16 protein-coding genes are annotated in these 18,294 nt (G+C 48.8%); 8 read left to right on the plus strand and 8 right to left on the minus strand.

Annotation, left to right across the window (positions count from 1 at the left end; all coding sequences use genetic code 11):
• The first annotated feature begins 7 nt into the window (after positions 1–7).
• Positions 8–1,858 carry an N-6 DNA methylase gene (locus tag ACPXXB_RS00535; RefSeq protein ID WP_423908260.1) on the plus strand — a complete coding sequence of 617 codons (1,851 nt, stop codon included), beginning with the start codon at positions 8–10 and terminating at the stop codon, positions 1,856–1,858.
• A 537-nt stretch (positions 1,859–2,395) separates the two neighbouring features.
• Here ACPXXB_RS00535 and ACPXXB_RS00540 read toward each other — a convergent pair.
• The 4 genes from ACPXXB_RS00540 to lptF all read right to left on the minus strand — a co-directional run bounded on the left by ACPXXB_RS00540 (position 2,396) and on the right by lptF (position 6,611).
• Entirely contained in the window at positions 2,396–3,472 is a 1,077-nt protein-coding gene (locus tag ACPXXB_RS00540; RefSeq protein WP_423908262.1) for a mechanosensitive ion channel family protein, read from the minus strand.
• Positions 3,453–4,376: an NAD(P)-dependent oxidoreductase gene (locus tag ACPXXB_RS00545; protein ID WP_423908263.1), complete on the minus strand. Its 924-nt coding sequence runs from the start codon at positions 4,374–4,376 to the stop codon at positions 3,453–3,455. The genes ACPXXB_RS00540 and ACPXXB_RS00545 overlap by 20 nt, the downstream gene beginning before the upstream one ends.
• Positions 4,377–4,443: 67 nt before the next feature.
• Positions 4,444–5,514, minus strand: coding sequence for an LPS export ABC transporter permease LptG (gene lptG, locus ACPXXB_RS00550; RefSeq protein WP_423908265.1), 1,071 nt, complete (start codon positions 5,512–5,514; stop codon positions 4,444–4,446).
• Complete coding sequence (lptF, locus tag ACPXXB_RS00555; RefSeq protein WP_423910841.1) at positions 5,511–6,611, minus strand: LPS export ABC transporter permease LptF; 1,101 nt, start codon at positions 6,609–6,611, stop codon at positions 5,511–5,513. The genes lptG and lptF overlap by 4 nt, the downstream gene beginning before the upstream one ends.
• A 251-nt stretch (positions 6,612–6,862) precedes the next feature.
• Here lptF and ACPXXB_RS00560 point away from each other — a divergent pair, with 251 nt between their 5' ends.
• The 6 genes from ACPXXB_RS00560 to ACPXXB_RS00585 all read left to right on the plus strand — a co-directional run bounded on the left by ACPXXB_RS00560 (position 6,863) and on the right by ACPXXB_RS00585 (position 12,897).
• Entirely contained in the window at positions 6,863–8,359 is a 1,497-nt protein-coding gene (locus ACPXXB_RS00560; RefSeq protein ID WP_423908267.1) for a leucyl aminopeptidase, read from the plus strand.
• Positions 8,360–8,392: 33 nt separating this feature from the next.
• Positions 8,393–8,830, plus strand: coding sequence for a DNA polymerase III subunit chi (locus ACPXXB_RS00565; RefSeq protein WP_423908269.1), 438 nt, complete (start codon positions 8,393–8,395; stop codon positions 8,828–8,830).
• Between the two features lie 199 nt (positions 8,831–9,029).
• Complete coding sequence (gene ilvA / locus ACPXXB_RS00570; RefSeq protein WP_423908271.1) at positions 9,030–10,604, plus strand: threonine ammonia-lyase, biosynthetic; 1,575 nt, start codon at positions 9,030–9,032, stop codon at positions 10,602–10,604.
• Between the two features lie 15 nt (positions 10,605–10,619).
• Positions 10,620–10,847 carry a hypothetical protein gene (locus ACPXXB_RS00575; protein WP_423908273.1) on the plus strand — a complete coding sequence of 76 codons (228 nt, stop codon included), beginning with the start codon at positions 10,620–10,622 and terminating at the stop codon, positions 10,845–10,847.
• Positions 10,841–11,755 carry a 4'-phosphopantetheinyl transferase family protein gene (locus tag ACPXXB_RS00580; protein ID WP_423908274.1) on the plus strand — a complete coding sequence of 305 codons (915 nt, stop codon included), beginning with the start codon at positions 10,841–10,843 and terminating at the stop codon, positions 11,753–11,755. Before ACPXXB_RS00575 ends, ACPXXB_RS00580 begins: the two co-directional genes overlap by 7 nt.
• A gap of 17 nt (positions 11,756–11,772) precedes the next feature.
• Positions 11,773–12,897, plus strand: a complete 1,125-nt coding sequence (locus ACPXXB_RS00585; protein WP_423908276.1) for a DegT/DnrJ/EryC1/StrS family aminotransferase — start codon at positions 11,773–11,775, stop codon at positions 12,895–12,897.
• A gap of 52 nt (positions 12,898–12,949) precedes the next feature.
• Here the strand turns inward: ACPXXB_RS00585 and ACPXXB_RS00590 are convergent, their stop codons facing one another.
• The 3 genes from ACPXXB_RS00590 to ACPXXB_RS00600 all read right to left on the minus strand — a co-directional run bounded on the left by ACPXXB_RS00590 (position 12,950) and on the right by ACPXXB_RS00600 (position 15,154).
• The gene (locus ACPXXB_RS00590) at positions 12,950–13,339 is read right to left on the minus strand and encodes a hypothetical protein (RefSeq protein ID WP_423908277.1); all 390 of its coding nucleotides are present in this window, start codon (positions 13,337–13,339) and stop codon (positions 12,950–12,952) included.
• Positions 13,340–13,383: 44 nt separating this feature from the next.
• Positions 13,384–14,310 (minus strand): complement resistance protein TraT, encoded by a 927-nt coding sequence (traT, locus tag ACPXXB_RS00595; protein WP_423908279.1) that lies wholly within the window; start codon positions 14,308–14,310, stop codon positions 13,384–13,386.
• A 118-nt stretch (positions 14,311–14,428) separates the two neighbouring features.
• Positions 14,429–15,154 (minus strand): hypothetical protein, encoded by a 726-nt coding sequence (locus tag ACPXXB_RS00600; protein ID WP_423908280.1) that lies wholly within the window; start codon positions 15,152–15,154, stop codon positions 14,429–14,431.
• 92 nt (positions 15,155–15,246) lie between these two features.
• On the opposite strand from ACPXXB_RS00600, the gene ACPXXB_RS00605 reads away from it, so the two are divergent.
• Positions 15,247–15,501 (plus strand): helix-turn-helix domain-containing protein, encoded by a 255-nt coding sequence (locus ACPXXB_RS00605; RefSeq protein ID WP_423908282.1) that lies wholly within the window; start codon positions 15,247–15,249, stop codon positions 15,499–15,501.
• 269 nt (positions 15,502–15,770) lie between these two features.
• On the opposite strand, the gene ACPXXB_RS00610 is transcribed toward ACPXXB_RS00605, so the two are convergent.
• A complete protein-coding gene (locus ACPXXB_RS00610; protein ID WP_423908284.1) occupies positions 15,771–18,101 on the minus strand; it encodes a DNA topoisomerase I in 2,331 nt (776 codons plus the stop codon).
• Positions 18,102–18,294 lie beyond the last annotated feature (193 nt).

The following is an 18,294-nucleotide window of genomic DNA, read 5'->3' on the forward strand; positions in this document are numbered from 1 at the left end:
TCAACCTATGTTAGACACCGAAACCAAGCGCAGCATTGATGCCGCCCGGAATATCCTGGTCGGCAAAGTCCCGGATCCAAAAGCGCAGGTGGAGCAGATTACCACCGCGTTGATTTATAAGTTTATGGACGACATGGACAAGGAATCCCAGGAACTTGGCGGCAAAGCCAGGTTTTTCGCCAAAGGCTTTGAGAAATACAGTTGGAGCAAACTCCTGGACCGGCGGCTTTCCGGGGCTGGGCGGCTTGATCTCTATAGGCAAGCCATTGCGAACATGTCCAAAAACCCGCATCTCCCCCAACTTTTCCGGGACATATTCAAGGGCGCGTTTTTGCCGTATAACGACCCCGAAACCCTTTCGCTGTTCTTGAAAGAAATCAACGGTTTCATCTACGACCACAGCGAAAATCTCGGCAACGCCTTTGAGTATTTGCTCTCGGTGCTCGGTAGCCAGGGCGATGCCGGGCAGTTCCGCACCCCGCGCCATATCATTGATTTCATCGTCGCCGTGGTGGATCCCGCCAAACACGAGACCGTCCTTGACCCGGCTTGCGGCACCGCCGGTTTCCTGATCTCCGCCTACAAGCATATTCTTAACAACAACACGGCAACCCCGCTTACGCCCGACGAGAAAACCAAATTGATGAGCAATGTCGTGGGCTACGACATTTCTCCCGATATGGTGAAGTTATCGCTGGTCAACATGTATCTGCACGGCTTCCCCGGCCCGCAAATTCACGAATACGACACGCTCACCAGCGAGAAACGCTGGGGCGAGCAGTTCGATGTGATAATCGCCAACCCGCCCTTTATGACACCCAAAGGCGGCATCCGGCCGCACAAGCGTTTCTCCGTTCAGGCCAGCCGTTCCGAAGTGCTTTTTGTGGATTACATTTTGGAACATCTCAGCCTTAATGGCCGCGCCGGCATCATTGTTCCCGAGGGAATTATTTTTCAGGCGTCAAATGCCTATAAGCAACTGCGGAAAATGTTGGTCGAAGACGGGTTGTTTGCGGTTGTCTCCCTGCCGCCCGGCGTATTCAATCCGTATTCGGGGGTGAAAACGAGCGTCTTGTTTTTTGATAATGAATTCGCCAAAAAGCGCGCCGAGATTTTGTTTTTGAAAGTAGAAAACGACGGCTTCGATCTCGGCGCGCAACGGCGGGAGATCGAGAAAAATGATCTGCCCGAAGCGCGGAAAGTGATTGCGGCGTGGAAGCGGGGGAAAAAGCGAGCGGGTGATATTGCGTTGTGGATAAAGAAAGCAAAAATAGCCGACAGCGGTGACTATAATTTGACCGGAGTACGGTATAGAGAAGTCGAAGTTTATAAAAACCAGAAGTGGCCGTTGGTGGAGTTGGGGGATATATGTGAGATTAAGAGGGGAACAACAATTACAAAGAAGCAAGCAGTGGTAGGTGACATTCCAGTTATTGCAGGGGGGCAACAGCCAGCTTATTATCACAACAAAGCAAATCGAAAATCTCCGGTTATTACAGTGAGTGGTTCTGGTGCATATGCTGGGTTTGTAAATTTCTTCAATCAACCGATTTATGCTTCCGATTGTTCTACCATTGAACCAAAAAATAATGGAGAAGTAGTAGATGTTCAATTTATTTACCGGATTTTGAAATCACGACAAGACGAAATTTATCAATTTCAACAAGGCGGTGGACAACCTCATGTTTATCCAAAAGACATTCAAAAAATTAAAATCCCGCTCCCGCCGCTTGAAGTGCAAAAAGAAATCGTGGAGCAGATTGAGATTAAGCAAAACGCCATCAACCACGCCAAGGAAATCATTAAAAACCTAGAGAGAGAAAGAGAGAGTATTTTGGCCAGGAGATTAGGAAATTAGAAAATATAGAGTGGGTGGAGTCGGGGAGTATATTAAATTATGAACAGCCGACAAAATATATCGTGAAATCCGTTGACTACAGCGATGAACACAAACCCCCGTTTTGACGGCTGGACAAACTTTTATTTTGGGATACACGGACGAAAAAGTTGGGATTTTCCCGGCAGAAAAACTGCCAGTAATAATATTTGACGACTTCACAACTGCAACAAAATTTGTTGATTTTTCTTTTAAGGTTAAATCTTCGGCAATGAAAATTTTAAGCATCAAAAATAAACGGGAATTTCATATAAAATTTGCCTTCTATGCAATGCAAGACATCAAATTTGACGCGAGTCGCCATAAACGATATTGGATTGCTGAATACTCTAAACTAAAAGTCCCGCTCCCACCGATTGAAGCCCAAAAACAACTTGTCTTTGAGGTGGAAAAAGAAGAAGAAATCATCACCGCCAACCGCCGCCTGATTGAGCTGATGGAGAAAAAAAATCAGTCAGGTTTTGGCGGAAATATAGGATGCGCACAAAAGCAATCGGCTCAAGGATTTACCGGCATCTCCTTGATGTATAAATCCTGCTTCGAAAACGGAATTTCCAGGCCCGCCTGGTTGAAGGCGTTGTATATAATGGTCAATAATTCATCGGTGGCCAGGCCGCGTTGGGAGGGGTGCTCAACCCAACACAGCAGTTCTAAATCCAGCCCGGAAGCACCCAGTTGACGTAGCCGAACCCGGGCTTCCGGATATGGGCAAACAAGGGGGTTGTCTTTGGCGAGGTCGAGCAAGATCGTTTTTGCTTGTGCAATATCCGACCCATATGCCACGCCAACCGGGATTCGGATACGGAATTTTTGATACGGACCGCCGGATTCATTGATGATCTTGGTGTTTCCCATAATCGCATTGGGGATGGTTAATTCCACATCATCGCGGGTCAGCATTCTGGTGCTGCGAATGCCGATATCGGTTATTGCTCCTCGTTCCCCGGTGTCAAGCACAACATAGTCGCCGATTTTGTAGGGCGCATCCGAGAGAATAAATATGCCGGCAATAAAATTCGACAAGGTATCTTTGGAGGCAAAGCCAATCGCGATTCCCAGCACGCCAGCTGAGGCCAGCCAGGCGGTCATATTGATGCCCCAGGTTTGAAAAGCGAAATAGATGGAAAAGCCGATGACCAGAAGCACCGCAAGATTCTCAAACAGCGGCAAAGACTGAGGGTGAATTATTTTGATTCGAGTTTGATTTTTGGCCGAGGCGCGCAACAGTAACTTCGATAAACGGATCGCAAACACCATCCAGATTAAAATATTTGCGGATTTCAAAATCGAAACCGCTACAGCATATAAAGTTTCAGGGAGATCCAGTATGGACAGTGCAATGATGAATCCAACCATTAAAACCGAATAAACAACCGGCGCGTGGATTATCAAAGCGATTTCGTTATCCAGGTTAAAACGGGCGAAACTGGCGATTTTGCTGCACAGTCGCTTAATCACCGCCGAGAGGGCATAGGCTAAAACGATGCAGAGAACAAAAACAATGACGGCCTGGACGTAAGGTTGCCCCTGAAAAGTCTCCAGCAGGAAGAAAACCTTATTTTGCAGAATTTCCATCTAAATCTTTTCTATACAACCGCGTCAGCAGGCTGGAGGTGTCGTAGCGGCTGCCGCCGGCGGCCTGCACTTGCGCGTAGTAGCCGTCGACGATTTCGCTGATGGGCAGTTCGGAGCCGTTGCGCGCGGCCTCTTCGAAGCACAGTTTGAGGTCTTTTCGCATCCAGTCCACCGCGAAACCGTGCTTGAAATGATCGGCGACCATGCTCTGCGCGCGGTTTTCCATTTGCCAGGATTGGGCCGCGCCTTTGGATATCACATCAAACACCAAGGTGGGGTCGAGGCCCGCATTTATGGCAAATGCCACCCCTTCGGACAAGCCCTGAACCAGTCCGGCGATACAAATCTGGTTGACCATTTTAGTCAGCTGCCCGGCCCCCGAGCCGCCCATTAATTTCACCGACTTGGCGTAGCAGTCGATCAATGGCTTGCTCCTTTCAAAAATTTCCGCATCGCCGCCGACCATGACCGTCAAAACACCATTTTCAGCCCCTGCCTGGCCACCGGAAACCGGCGCATCGAGGAAATGAAACCCAGTGCTTTTGGCTTTATCGCAGAGTTCCTGAGCGACATTCGCCGATGCGGTGGTGTGATCAATAAACACCGCATCAGGTTTCATGCTTTGAAAAGCGCCTTCGGCGCCGACGGTAACGCTACGCACATCATCATCATTGCCGACACAGGCAAACACAAAATCAGCTCCCTCGGCGGCCTCCGCCGGCGTGCTCGCCGAGGCGCCGGCATGGGCGCCGACGTGTTGGGCAACCCACTTTTTCGCTTTTGCCGTGGTGCGGTTATAGACGCAAACCTCATAACCATTGCTTGCGCCATGGCTGGCCAGATGCCCGGCCATGGGATAACCCATCACGCCGAGGCCAAGAAAAGAAACTTTCATATTATTCATTTATTTTCATATTATCATTTTATGTGCTCATTTGATGTGTTACGGAAACGCGCAATTCAGAGCGGTTTTATTCAACTTTGCGCATCATTACCAGCGCCAGCAGTAAAAACGCCATTACCGGGACGGTTGCGCCCAGCAACGGCGGCAGGCCATAAACCAAAACGATATAGCCAAAGCCTTTATTGGCGACATAAAATCCTATTCCAAGCATTATGCCGATGAATAAGCTCCGCCCCAGCGTGCCCGAGCGCAGGTTGGCAAATACGAATGGAATCGCCAGCATCACCATGACCGCGGTGGATACGGGCAACATGATTTTATTCCAGAATGCGAGTTCATATGGATCGGTTTGTTGTTGATTTTCGTTTAAGTGATTGATATAGCGGCTGAGCTGCATGAAGGATAGTTGATCGGGCTTGATCAGAAACACCGACAGAATTTGGGGGGTGACTTGGGAAGTCCATTTCGCCGTGTCTGTATTGATAATTTCAGCCCCCTTTTCAGCATCCACCCGGGTTTGTTTTACGTTTCCAAGCACCCAATGGTCGCCCTTGAAAGCGCCATAATCCGCAGCCAGCAGAGAGCGTAATTGGTGGTTGTCATCAATATCGAAAACTTTTATTCCCAGTAATGTTAAGTCAGGCAATACCTCTTTAATATTGACGAAAGTTTGGGCATCGCGCATCCACAATCCTAAGTTGGTTTGTTGCTTGATGCCTTGCTGCAATGCTTCGGCGCGGCCGCGCTGAGCCTTGGTTTCGGTATAGGGCGAGATTAATTCCCCAATCAAAATGGCGGCGATGACAAATACCCCACCCATTTTCAATGCCGCGGCCGTAATTTGAACCATGGATATGCCGCTTGAGCGCATCACAATAAGCTCCGAATCGTTGGCCAGCAGGGACAGCCCGATAATGGTTCCGAGCAAGGCGGCCATTGGAAACAGCTCGTAAATTGTGCGCGGAATAATCAGCGTTACATAGGATATTGCCTCCGTTAGATTGTAATTGCCCTGACCAAGGCTGCCAAGTTGGTCGATGAAATTCACAAACGTAAACAGCCCAATTAACACCAGCATGGTGATCAACGTATACTGCAGAATTATCCGCCCAAGATAGCGGTCGAGAATTCGCGTCACCACGGCAGTCCCGGAATCAATCTCAAATTATCACAACGCCGCCGAAAAAAATAAACGGCCAGGCAAAGGAACGCAAGATGGACAATCCACAAAGAAAAATGTGGGTTGACCAGGCCCCTGCGAATCAAAGCCACGACCAGCCCCAGCACATTGGAATAAGCAAAGTAAACCAGCAACGCAGCCAGCATTCCTGGAAACCGATTTTTTCGATAAGCGATAGATGAAAAAGACAACGCGAAGAGCATTAGTATTGGCAGCATTATAATTTTTGATATTCGCCAATGAAGCTCGCCGATTGCGGTTTTATTGCGGTCGCCGAGCAATTTTAGTGTGGGTTTGGCTTTTGCCGGAAGGGCAGGCGCCCCGGCCGCTCGTTGTTTCAGCCGCACCGCATAGGTTTCAAAATTAACCACAGCATATTGCGGGGAGCCCGCGCGGCCGCGGTATTTGGATCCATTTTTCAATACCAGGAAGTCGTCGTTGCTGCTGTTGTCATTAGTGCCGCGATCCACGGTTTTATAACCACTGGCCGCCAGCACCACACTATCTTCCTGGTCACCGAGGCTGTACACAAAAATCTCCTGAAAGGTGTCTGTTGCGCGGTCATAAGTTTCGACAAAATAAACCCCGGTTGCCCCTCGGGTTTCAGTGAACACCCCGGGGATAATACCGGCGCCATCAGAACGGTTTCGATACTCATGTTGAATTGATCGGAAAACTTCCGCGGCCAAAGGAGAAATGTATAGAGAAAACGCAGCAACCATAGTGCCAACGATGACAAACAATATCATTATCGGTCTGATGAATTGTTTCATCCCAATACCACACGCACTGATAACGGTGAGTTCGTTGTCGCGAATCCATCGCCCCATGACCAGCAGAATTGAGATATAAATCACCAATGGGACAATAATATCCAGATAGCCCAGCATTTTTAATGTCAATAACAAGAACACGCTATTGATGGGGATGTCCCCTTGCGCGGCCTGGCTTAAAAATCCGACCAGCCGGGTGACCAGGAAAATGGAAAAAAGAATCGCCGTCACAGCCGCACAGGTTTGCAACACTTCACGGACAAAGGCGCGATGGATTATCATCAAGGTCAGTGGTAGGTTTCGGGAACGGTCATTGTTAAAATAAAGGCTAACTAAAGAAAGCGGGCTATCGGGTTCACATTAAAAACAAGGCGATTAAAATAAGGCATATTAAAATAGCCAAGCGCGATTGATTTGTTCTAATATAACAGGGGAATAGAATTGCCCGCGTATTTCGTCGCCCGGCTATTCGGCCCGGCTACTCGCATGATTAGACAACTAATTTAACGTATACCTCAACAGAGAGAATTAACATGGATTTCTCAGCAAAATCACTTCATTTGGCAATTAATTTGGTCAAACAAACTTCACCTTGTCTGGTGGTCGGTGTATTCCAGGGGGCAAAGCCAATACTAACAGAAACCGGCAAAATTCTAGATACGGCGACCAATAAACAAATAAGCGGTTTGCTCGCTCACGGGGATTTGCGCGGTGACGTTGGTTCGACATTGATGCTTTATAACCCTGCTGGCATCAAAGCCAAAAGAATACTGTTATTGGGTTTGGGGAAAAAACGCGACCTGTCCGATGCTTCATTTCGCCGTGCCGTGAGTTGCGCTGCAAAGTGTCTGAACGAGTGTAATATTCGAGCGGCGGATTTTACCTTGCTTGACGCATTTAGCGCGTCATTGAAGATCACTCGTCAGGCACGCAATATTGTGGAAGCAATTGAACAATCCCTGTATCGTTATGACCAAACAAAAAGCGGAAGAAAAAAGCCCAGATTCTTGAAAAGAGTATCCTTGATGACGGCGAGGAATCAACTGGCGAATACCAGATTGGGCATAAAACAAGGCCAGGCCATCGCTAACGGCGTTAGTTACGCGAAGACCATTTCCAATTTGCCCGGTAATATTTGCACTCCCAGCTACCTGGCCAGGCAAGCAAAGGAATTGCAAAAAACCCATGACATCAAAACCACGATACTCAATGAAGCCGAGATGAAGCACAAGAAAATGGATTCATTGCTATCGGTATCGCGCGGTAGCCGTGAACCGGCCAAGCTGATTGTCATGCAATACAAGGGCGCAAAGCGCGGTGAAAATCCGGTTGTGTTGGTGGGGAAAGGGCTTACTTTCGATGCCGGCGGGATTTCGATCAAGCCCGCTACAGCTATGGATGAAATGAAATACGACATGTGTGGCGGCGCCAGCGTGTTCGGTGCGATGCGTGCCGTTGCGGAAATGCAGCTCGAAATTAATCTGGTCGGCATCGTGCCGAGCAGCGAAAACCTGCCGGACGGGGCGGCCAATAAACCAGGGGATATCGTAACCAGCATGGCCGGGAAAACCATAGAAATACTGAACACCGATGCCGAAGGCAGGCTTATTCTATGCGATGCGCTGACTTACGCTGAACGATTCAAGCCGGCCGCGGTAGTCGATATTGCAACATTGACCAGCGCCTGCATAATCGCACTCGGCCACCATGCGAGCGGGCTGTTCAGCAATGACGACAAATTAGCCAAGCAACTGCTGGCGGCGGGTGAAGCGTCTGGAGATCGTGTCTGGCAACTGCCGCTGTGGGATGACTACACCAAGCAGCTAAAAAGCAACTTTGCGGACCTTGCCAATATCGGCGGACGCGGCGCCGGGGCAGTGACCGCAGCGTGTTTTCTTAAACAGTTCACCGAAAATTATAAATGGGCTCATCTGGATGTCGCGGGAACCGCATGGAAATCCAGCGGACCAAAAGGCGCGACCGGACGCCCGGTTGCGTTGTTGGTTGAATTTATTATGAATCGTGTCTGAAAGAATCGGATTGACGACAGCCGGCCAAGCATCTTGAGCCAGCAAGTTGATTTTTATTTGCTGGGAAATGTCGACCAGACCGGCAAGTTCAAGTATGCCTGCCGAATAGTCCAGAAAGCGTTTAAGCAGGGCTTGAAAGTTTTCGTGCAAACTGAAAATAGCGAACAGTGCCAGCATCTGGATACGATGCTCTGGACTTTTTCCCAAGGCAGTTTTGTGCCCCATGCTGTGGTAAACGAGGACCCTGAAAACTGGGAAAATTTCCCCGTGCAACTTGGCAGCATCGCCCCGGCTGGCGAACCAGCGCATTTGTTAATTAGCCTGACTGCCGATCCACCCAACCCGCATACGCCGTTCAACCGCATTGTTGATTTAATAACCGATGATCCCGCAGAAAAACAAGCGGGTCGAAACCGATTCCGTTATTACCGGGAACAAGGTATTGAGCCTAAGACCCATTTAATTGCGTAAAGCTGAGCAAGCGGCCGTTAATGAAGTAACAGTGCGCCTGTTTATGAGCGCCTGTGTTGGATTATTGAAATAAGGCGGTTTCTTAAAATGATTTCTTAGGAGGATTTCTTCGGTCGTTGGTTTATAATTCCTCGGTTTCCTAACCATCGGTTTCTACACGCTTGCAAACATAACAACGACAGCAATCATTTTATGAAATATGCCGCAGAATTATCCGGTCAACTATCTTAAAGCGATTCTCAATTCCAGAGTTTATGAGGCGGTGAAAGAGACTCCTCTGGAGTTGGCGGGGCTATTGTCTGATCGCCTGGGAAGCAATATCTGGCTGAAGCGCGAAGATACCCCGCCAATTTTTTGCTACAAGATTCGCGGTGCGTATAATAAAATGGTCAGTTTGACTGCGGGCGAATTGAAGCGCGGCGTGGTTGCGGCATCGGCCGGGAATCATGCTCAGGGCGTTGCCATGAGCGCAAGGCAGCTAGGTTGCGAAGCCCTGATCGTGATGCCTGTTACGACGCCTTCAATCAAGATCGAAGCAGTTCGTCGCTGGGGCGCGAAACTTAAACTAATAGGGGACAGCTATGATGAGGCTTTTGAGTACGCGCAAACCGTTTGCAGAAAACAGAAACGAAAATTTATTAGCGCATTTGACGACCCCTTGATAATTGCCGGTCAGGGAACCGTCGGTCTTGAAATCATCAAGCAAAGTTCTGGGCCGTTGGATGCGGTATTTGTTCCAGTCGGCGGCGGCGGCTTGATATCCGGTATTGCCGTTTACATTAAGCAATTGCGACCGGAGGTTAAAGTCATCGGGGTTGAGCCGTTTGAATCGGATGCGCTGTATCAGTCGTTGAAAGCGGGCAAACGAATCAAGCTAAACAGGGTGGGTATTTTTGCTGATGGGGTTGCGGTTAAACAAATAGGCAAAGAGAATTTCAAAATTTGCCGTGATTTCGTTGATGACGTTGTCAGAGTTAGCACGGATGAAATTTGCGCGGCGATCAAAGATATTTGTGAAGACACTCGCACCATTGTAGAGCCGGCCGGTGCGCTGGGTATCGCGGGCATCAAGCGGTGGTTGAAGGACAATGAGGGGAAAGGCCCAATCAAAAACCAGGGCAAAAACCAGGTCAAAGGACGGCGGCGTAAAAACAGGAATTTGGTGGCCATTGCTTCGGGCGCTAATATGAATTTTGATCGGTTGCGGCATGTTTCCGAGCGCGCCGAGGTCGGGGAGAAACGCGAGGCGATTCTCGCCGTGACCATCCCGGAGAACCGCGGCAGTTTCCGGCGATTTTATCGAACTCTGGGACGCCGCAACATTTCCGAATTCAACTATCGATACGCCAGCGATGCGGAGGCGCATATTTTTGTTGGGGTGCAGATCAAGCACCGTGACGAAATTGATGAATTGATAAAAAAGCTGGCGGCAAAAGGCATTGCCAGCCTTGATTTAACCGAAAATGAATTGGCGAAAATACATGCGCGCTATATGGTTGGCGGGCGGGTGCCTGAAATTACCAATGAGCGTATATTTAGTTTCGAGTTTCCGGAACGCCCCGGGGCGCTGGGAAAGTTTTTGGATCAAATCGGAACAACCTGGAATATCACGTTATTTCATTACCGCAACCACGGTTCGGATTTTGGGCGGGTGCTATGCGGTATTCAAGTGCCCAGCCAAAGTCGCAGGGAATTTAATAATTTCCTGCGGCAACTGGGTTACGCCTACCGCGAAGAAACGAATAATCCGGCATACACATTATTTTTACGATGAGCGCCGATAACAAGGGTGACTGAAATAGATATCAGCGCAAAAGTCGAGCTAGGCGGAATTTATAATATTCCCGGGGAAGGTTTTGTGGTGGAACTGCAAATGTCCGACACCACCTATTTGTTCGATAAACAGGGCTTGCAACACCGGATTATTGAGAAAAAACAAAAAGGCTACGATGCGGCAGTCGAAGAAACGGCATTGGCGCAAATCAATAATTTCGGACCGGTATTTGACATATGGTAGGCCGCCATAAGGCGGTGGCTGAGCGCAAACTTGAGTGGCGCGTCACCAGTCAAATTGGCGCTCATGGTGACGCGCGAGTTGACGCGCCAAATCAATCTATTAGTGATAATCAAATTCACTTGTGGTGGATCGATGTTCAAAAATTGCTTGATTCTGAACTTGATTCCGCGGCGCGCGCCCAATATAGACAACTGCTTGCTGAACCTGAAATTACGTGTGCGAAAAGAATAATTAATGATGTCCGCCGGCAACGCTACCTTGGCGGCCGGGCAGGACTGCGAATTTTGTTATCAGGTTATACCGGAATTGTGAATGCTGAACTTGAATTTGGTTATGGAAACAGGGGCAAGCCGAAACTATTGAATGCGGTCAAGCCCGGGAAACTGGAATTTAATTACACCTTGTCCAGCCGATTTGCGTTGTATGCATTTTCATTGAATAGAGCGTTGGGTATTGATCTTGAAGTTTTTCCGCGGACTGTCGCCGCTGGCCAGCTGGCAAAGCGAATATTAACCGACCTTGAACAAGCCCACTGGCGCACGCTTCAAAAAGAACAACAGAACGAAGCCATGTTGGCGTGTTGGACCAGAAAAGAGGCTTACGGCAAGGTGCTTGGCGTCGGGATTAGGTATGCTATGAACCGGGTAAATTTGTTTACTGGTTTGCATCAAGATCGATGGCGCACGAAAGTATCCGGGTTATTCGCCAAGGAAACCAGTGGAGAAACCATCGGCGAAATTCATGAGGTATCTGGGGTTCAACTTGGATTGCCTGTTGCCGGCGTCGCATCACTGATGTATTCGGAAACCGCTGATGAATTTACCGCCGATGAATGTAATAGCGTAGTGGCACAGGGCGTTTCCATGAATATAGAGCCTGAACTACGTGCCTTTCGATTGCAGGTGTAACTTTGGGCAAAAGCATAATGAAATTTGTTGATTTAGACGCGCAATTTAACCTTGTGGAAAAGGAAATCAGGGAAGCCATAGATCGGGTATTGGTGCATAAGCAATTTATTTTGGGCCCCGAAGTTGGCGTGTTTGAACAAGAATTAAAAGCGTATTGCGGGGTAAAACATGTCATCAGCGCGGCCAGCGGCACCGATGCGCTGTTGATGGCGTTGATGGCATATGGCGTTGGTCCGGGTGATGGGATTATCGCGCCATCCTTTACCTTTGTTGCGACCGCCGAAGTTATTCAATTACTTGGCGCGACTACGGTATTTGTGGACGTTGATGAAGCCACATTTAATATGGATGTTGCGCGACTGGAAGAAACCATCCAAACCGTCAAGGGCGACCGCAAACTGAATCTTAAGGGCATCATTGCGGTGGATTTGTTTGGGCTTCCAGCCGACCACGATATCATTCAGGCCATTGCCGACCAGCATGGACTTTTTGTTGTGAGTGATGCGGCGCAGAGTTTTGGCGCTGAATATAAAAATAAAAAAGCAGGCGTGTTTGGAAATATTGCCACCACCAGTTTTTTCCCGTCCAAGCCGCTGGGATGTTACGGCGACGGCGGCGCTGTATTTACCGATAATCAGGAACTAGCGGACATAGTGGAGTCCATTCGATTTCACGGCAAGGGTCATGGGAAAAACGGGCAATATGAAAATACTCGCATCGGTATTACCGGACGTCTCGATACGTTGCAAGCCGCTATCCTGAGTTGTAAATTGAAAATATTCAATCAAGAACTCGATAAACGCCAGGTAATCGCGGATATCTATCGCCGCGAACTGAATGATGTCGTGATTACGCCGACCATACCGCCAGGATATAAAAGCTCGTGGTCGGTTTATACCATTCGCTCGGCCAAGCGCGACAACATCAGGCGGCATTTCAATAAAAACGGCATTCCATCAGCCGTGTATTATCCTTCCCCGTTGCACCGCCAACCGGCATTTAAGAATGCGCTTGGCGGCGGTCAAATGATGCCGGTGACGGATAGGCTGGCAGACGAAGTACTGAGCCTGCCGATACACCCCTATCTGCAACCCGACGACCAAATGAAGATAATTGCTGCTGTAAAAACGGCTGTTGGCTAGGCTGGAAAACGCCCGGAAATTGGATGAGGATTGGGCAAGAGAACCAATCCGCTTAACCCTTCTCCCAGTTTTTCTCATTCATGCACTTGGTGAATTTCTCTTGTTGCATTTGCTCTTCGGCGGTGGCGGATTTACTGCCAGAAAACAACCCGCCAAACGCGCCGAGGTAGCCGTAATCATCATCGATTACTGAAAGCGTATCTCCTGCGCTACTGAGCGCATCGCCAACCAACGCAGCGTTTTGCTTAATTTCCACGATGCGTTGCTGGTCTTCCTCGGTTAGTTGCTCCGAGCGTTGCAGGCATATAGCCGAGTCTATATCCCAGTCTGCATGCTCGGTGGAATTCGCCCAGCCTTTCTGCTGGTAAGCCGCGCCGCTCGCGCAACCGGCAAGCAATGCTACCAGCATGGTTATGGTTATGCTTTGTGTAATGTTTTTCATTTTAATTTGCTCTGTTTGATTTAGATGTATGACCATTGACGGCTTCAAAAGAAACCGGCAATTGCGCGAATCATTTTTATGGCAAAGTCTTGTTCCACATCTTCAAACACCACAAGTTTGCCTTTTGCTTTGCCGACCACGCGGGTGCGGTGGCGTTTCCAAGTAGATTCTTCAGTGAAACTTTCAGTTTCGGTGGAGCTGATGTTTTGTGAGCCGCTCACCGAAGTATCCGCGACATTGTCGCCGGTGCTAGAATTTTGCGACTTGAGGATGTTAGTCTCGCCGCTTCGGGTGACGGTGCCTTTGGTGCGCTCGCGCACTTCCACATCCATGATCAGGGAAAAATACTTGGTTGCTTGTTGCGCTAACAACAGATCTTTTTTGCGCGAACCCGACAAGCCCTTGAGTGCTCCGCCGAGAATGCCACCGCCGACCGCGCCGGCGAGCGTGTTATCAATGTTACCGAGCACCGAGCCAGCCACGCCACCGACAACGGTGCCAATAACGACCGATTTCACGATGCCGCCCAGATCTTGACCGTATTGTGTTTCATCGAGTTGGGCGATTTCCGCGGCCGATATTTCATCCGCCAGCAGGATATTCACTTGTAGGGCGTAACTTGCGGTTTTGGCGTTAGTCACTACCGTAAAGCCGCGCTTACCCAGTTCTTGCGTGACCAAATCGCGCATGGAAATGCCGGCCCAGGCACGTCCCGAAGTATCGCCGACGCGCAGATAAACTTCGTTGTTCCCTTCCGGTGGATCGAGGAAAATACTCCTTTCCGTTTTCACACGGATATATTCCACCGAAGCGGTTTGAGGGACGCCAAGATCGCTGGGTCTAACTTGAACGCCGGTTTCGGTTTGCTGGGATTTAGCGGCTTCCGACCACTGTGGCGGGCTACTCGCACACCCCGTAATGGTGAGGCAAAAAGCCACCAATATTAGTTTTACTGACTTCAAAGATTGCATTGGTTTACTCCCCCGACGCTATTGTTTATGGGCTAAAAAAGAAAACAAGCACAAGTATAACCGGCCATCGCCACCTTACTAAGATACGCTGCCCGGTTTGTTGCTCGGAAAATGACGATTAAAACGAAAATAACAAACCGATGTTCCACGCCTCGAACTTAGAGCCTACGCGGCCCAACGTATGACGAGTGCCATCATCTTCAATCACAATAAAATCAAAATCATCACCTACATAGGCTTCATATAAACTTTGGATGGTTAAACTATCCGAAATATGAAACGCCATGCCAGCACCATATTTGTACCCCAACGAGGTTTCTGTGCCGATAGTTTCTGTAGTGCAACCTTGAGTACACTTACCACTTCCGTTTGCTTCGCTGACATCGCCTTTGATTGAAACGTCGGCAGCAACAATACTTAGACCAGCCATGATGAACGGATGCCACCGCTCAGTGATGCTATAGTAGAAGACTTTGAGTGCATCTAATCGGACGGTTTCTGTATAATTCATTTGTCCCCTGAAATTCACTTGCCCTGTGTCCGCTAGTACAAGGCCGTTATAGCTTTCGTCAACATTTGACGCACGTACGACAGACCGGTAACCAGACGCAAAACCGGTGCTACGTGGAATCTCTTGCGACACGAATGCGACTCCCTTGGATTCCAACGGCTCGCTTGGGGTCCCCCCGTCAAGAAACTTAAAGCCGCTAACTGATGTTTCATTGGCGTATTCAATGCCAAACAAAAAAACGTTATCTTGGGCAACTGTTGCAGTAGCAAAACCAGCGAGCAAAAGTGCGGTTAAAGCCACACTGTAGGCAAAACAGTGATTTGATTTGTTCATGAATTTATCCTCGTAAACTGTAAATATCCTAAAATGGGATATTTACAGAAGATATTCCATATTAGGATATTTGTCAAGCGGCAATATCCGTTATGGTTAATCGTCCCTGGGGGAGTCAACAGATAGCGTTTCGTCGGGTGCTTCGGCAGGCACGCAAGTGCGCCGGGCTGACACAGGCGGAGTTGTCAAAAAAGTTAGCGAAACCCCAAAGTTATGTATCAAAATATGAAACAGGGGAACGGCGGCTGGACTATCTTGAAGTCAAGGAAATATGTTCTCGTTGCAAGATGACTATCGCCGAATTTGATGGTTTCCTGAGCCAGTCGATAATCAACGAATCCGGTTGACCGAGTGCGTGACAGAGACGGTGACGCGCTCAAAAATTCTGGTTACGTTTGCGCGCCATTGTGTGAACAGCGGGTTTTGTTGGTTTTCTGGATTCCCGCATGTCCGTGAATGATGGTGTGCGCGTTGTTAACGATGATGACCGTCGCCAGCCTTGGTACTCACGGGGTTTAACTCATTTAACTCAAAGGTATTATTAGTTTTTTGTTGACCCGGATTGCTTGCTCCCGGCTTCTTTGAAACAAAATTTTTGAATTGATTTTCCTGTCGATCACTTCTTTTTGGCGGTTTTCTTTTTTCCCGCTTTCTTTTTTCCTTGAGGCGGTTTGGCATTTTTAAGCAGTTCTTTGCAATCTTCAAGGGATAGTGTTTTTGGTTCTGCCACGGCTTTGGGGATTCTAGCGTTTTTCTCGCCGTCGGTGATGTAAGGACCATAGCGACCATTCAATACTTGAATACCAGCGTCTTCAAAATCCAGAATCAGGCGGTTGGCATCCTTTTCCTTTTTCTCGGCGACAAGTTGCAGTGCGGTTTCTTTTTCCACCGTATAGGGGTCGTGCTTGCCCAGCGACACAAATTTGTCGCCGTATTTGATGTAGGGCCCGAAACGCCCAATCGCCACGGTAAGCGGTTCACCATCCGTGGTTTGGCCTAGGGTTCTTGGCAGCTTGAATAGCTCAAGCGCCTGCTCGAACGTAATAGCGTCCAGCTTTTGGCCTGGCCGGAGGCTGGCAAAAGTGGGTTTGTCTTCATCATCCCGAGTTCCAATCTGCGCGTAAGGGCCATAGCGTCCCATGCGCACGGACAATGGCTTTCCTGATTTGGGATCGGTCCCCAAAACGCGTGATTGAATAACGGCATCACGGCTGACACTTTCCTCTTTTTCCTCTACCAGTTTGGAAAATGCCGTCCAGAATTCCTGCATTAACGGCAGCCGCTGTTTTTCCCCTCGAGAAATCCCGTCCAGAGCATCTTCCATTTTCGCGGTAAATTCATAATCCACATATTGCGTAAAGTGGCTGGATAAAAACCGATTGACTATTTTTCCAATCTCAGTGGGTTCAAAGCGCCGACTTTCCAGGGTAACGTACTCACGGTTTTGCAAGGTGCTGATAATCGAAGCATATGTAGAGGGCCTTCCAATTCCATAGGCTTCCAGTGTTTTCACCAACGAGGCTTCGTTATAACGCGGCGGTGGTTCGGTAAAATGTTGTTCGGGCCTGATTTTTACCAGATCGATACTCATGCCTGGTTTCATGGCAGGCAAGATTATCTCTTTTTCGCGCTTGTCCGGTTTGTCATCCCGCCCCTCCAGATACACGGACATAAATCCCGCAATACGAATGGTGGAACCGGATGATCGAAAGACGCCGATGCTGCCGGCAGTCAAATCAACCGACACCATGTCAATAGTGGCATGAATCATCTGACAAGCCACGGTGCGTTTCCAAATGAGATCGTACAGTCGATATTGATCTTCACTCAATTGAGACTTGAGAGCCTTTGGTATTCGTTTTGCGGAAGTAGGCCTTATTGCTTCGTGGGCTTCCTGGGCATTTTTTGATTTGTTTTTAAACACCCTGGGTTGGCCGGGCAGGTTGTCCACGCCATACTTGGAGGCGATCAATGCCCTGATTTCAGCAACAGCCTCTGTGGCCAGCGCCACGGAATCAGTACGCATATAGGAAATCAGGCCGTCCGCGCCGCCTTCAATTTCGATGCCCTCGTATAATTGCTGGGCGGTTTGCATGGTTCGTCTCGCGCTAAACCCAAGTTTTCGTGACGCCTCTTGCTGTAATGTTGACGTAATAAACGGCGGCGCGGGGTTTCGCTTGCGCTCTTTCTTTTCAATTTTAGCGACTATTAATTTCCCTTGCGCCGCTTCGTTCAATGCCGTTTCGGCGGCCTTGGCCGTTGCGCCATCGGCAATTGAAAATTGTTTTAATTTTTCATCTTTGTACTGGGTTAACTTACCGGTAAAATTTTGCCCGCCGGTGTTCAAATCCGCTTCAATGGTCCAATATTCCCGGCTGATAAATTTATCTATTTCTGCTTCGCGCTCACAAATCATCCGCAATGCCGGGCTTTGGACGCGGCCAGCCGATAGTCCCTGGCGAATTTTTTTCCATAACAGCGGCGATAAATTAAACCCGACCAAATAATCGAGTGCTCGACGTGCTTGCTGAGCTTCGATCAGGTTAGCCGAAATTTCTCTCGGGTTGTTAACCGCTTTTTGTATTGCGGACTTGGTGAATTCATAAAACTCCACCCGATATACCGGTGTGTTGCCAATGGCGTTTCGTTCCTTGAGGAGTTCGTACAGATGCCAGGAAATTGCTTCGCCTTCGCGGTCCGGGTCGGTCGCGAGGTACAACGAATCGGCTTTTTTCATTTCCCTGGCAATCAAGTCCACGTGCTTTTTATTGCGCTCAATAATTTCGTAGTGCATTTCGAAATTGTTGTCTGGATCTACCGCGCCTTTTTTCGGTCGCAGGTCGCGGACATGGCCATAAGATGATAAGGCTTTGAAATTATCGCCAAGATACTTTGACATGGAGCGCGCTTTCGCCGGCGATTCAACAATGATGAGGTGTTTGCCCATTTTTCCTTAATAGCGGTTATTTATATGGATGTAATGTATGCCGATTTTGCAGGAGCAAAAATCGGTTATTTACATGGATGCAATGGCAGATATTTGCTCCTGCAATAACTGCACTCCCGCCATCCCTGGCGGTCGTATGCCGCGGGCGCAGGATGCGCAGGAGTGGCGATATTGTGGAAATCTTTGTCGGCGA

Source organism: Candidatus Spongiihabitans sp., from assembly GCF_965237845.1.
In the GTDB taxonomy this organism is placed as follows: domain Bacteria; phylum Pseudomonadota; class Gammaproteobacteria; order Arenicellales; family Poriferihabitantaceae; genus Spongiihabitans.

Bases quoted from the DNA above. Each gene is read 5' to 3' on its own strand.
- ACPXXB_RS00535 (WP_423908260.1), top strand. From the start codon at position 8: ATGTTAGACACCGAAACCAAGCGCAGCATTGATGCCGCCCGGAATATC.
- ACPXXB_RS00610 (WP_423908284.1), bottom strand. From the start codon at position 18,101: ATGGGCAAACACCTCATCATTGTTGAATCGCCGGCGAAAGCGCGCTCC.
- lptF (WP_423910841.1), bottom strand. From the start codon at position 6,611: ATGATAATCCATCGCGCCTTTGTCCGTGAAGTGTTGCAAACCTGTGCG.
- ACPXXB_RS00545 (WP_423908263.1), bottom strand. From the start codon at position 4,376: ATGAATAATATGAAAGTTTCTTTTCTTGGCCTCGGCGTGATGGGTTAT.
- ACPXXB_RS00540 (WP_423908262.1), bottom strand. From the start codon at position 3,472: ATGGAAATTCTGCAAAATAAGGTTTTCTTCCTGCTGGAGACTTTTCAG.
- traT (WP_423908279.1), bottom strand. From the start codon at position 14,310: ATGCAATCTTTGAAGTCAGTAAAACTAATATTGGTGGCTTTTTGCCTC.
- ACPXXB_RS00600 (WP_423908280.1), bottom strand. From the start codon at position 15,154: ATGAACAAATCAAATCACTGTTTTGCCTACAGTGTGGCTTTAACCGCA.
- ACPXXB_RS00560 (WP_423908267.1), top strand. From the start codon at position 6,863: ATGGATTTCTCAGCAAAATCACTTCATTTGGCAATTAATTTGGTCAAA.
- ilvA (WP_423908271.1), top strand. From the start codon at position 9,030: ATGCCGCAGAATTATCCGGTCAACTATCTTAAAGCGATTCTCAATTCC.
- ACPXXB_RS00605 (WP_423908282.1), top strand. From the start codon at position 15,247: ATGGTTAATCGTCCCTGGGGGAGTCAACAGATAGCGTTTCGTCGGGTG.
- ACPXXB_RS00580 (WP_423908274.1), top strand. From the start codon at position 10,841: ATGGTAGGCCGCCATAAGGCGGTGGCTGAGCGCAAACTTGAGTGGCGC.
- ACPXXB_RS00590 (WP_423908277.1), bottom strand. From the start codon at position 13,339: ATGAAAAACATTACACAAAGCATAACCATAACCATGCTGGTAGCATTG.
- ACPXXB_RS00585 (WP_423908276.1), top strand. From the start codon at position 11,773: ATGAAATTTGTTGATTTAGACGCGCAATTTAACCTTGTGGAAAAGGAA.